Source organism: Mesorhizobium sp. M5C.F.Ca.ET.164.01.1.1, assembly GCF_004792125.1.
Taxonomy (GTDB): Bacteria; Pseudomonadota; Alphaproteobacteria; order Rhizobiales; family Rhizobiaceae; genus Mesorhizobium; species Mesorhizobium wenxiniae.
In genome coordinates this window covers 1-441 of the sequence record NZ_SRTG01000112.1, presented here as the reverse complement: position 1 = coordinate 441, position 441 = coordinate 1, and the positions used below count along the sequence as shown (strand labels likewise).

General features: G+C 63.3%; 1 protein-coding gene. It reads right to left on the bottom strand.

Going from position 1 to position 441, the window contains the following annotated elements; translation table 11 throughout:
- Nucleotides 1-200 precede the first annotated feature (200 nt).
- The coding region (locus EN807_RS32665; protein WP_135937942.1) for an SDR family oxidoreductase at nt 201-441 on the bottom strand (241 nt) is incomplete at its 5' end.

Below are 441 nucleotides of genomic sequence, written 5' to 3'. Positions count from 1 at the left end.
GGATACCTTCGAAGGAAGCTTTGCGAGGTTCGAGGAAGAGAGTTTCACGGTCATCTTGCTTACCCTTCGGCCGATATGCAGCCCGACAATTCCGCCTGCGTTGGGTGAGCGGTGAGGGACGGCATCCGCTTTGCAGTGTGCTGTCCCTCACTTGCCCCGCGGCGCGTTCTCCCCGGAGGAAGGGATACGCGCCTTCCCCCTCAACTCATCCATTGGCCGCCGTCGACATTGTAGGTCTGGGCGACAATGTATTCGGCCTCGTCGCTGGCCAGGAACACGGCCATGCCGGCGAGGTCTTCCGGCTTGCCCATGCGCCCGTAGGGTACGCCCTCGCCGACCAGCCGCTTCTTCTCGCCCTTCGGCCGGTTCTCGTATCTGGCGAACAGCGCATCGACGTGGTCCCACATGTCGCTGTCGACGACGCCGGGAGCGATGCCGTTG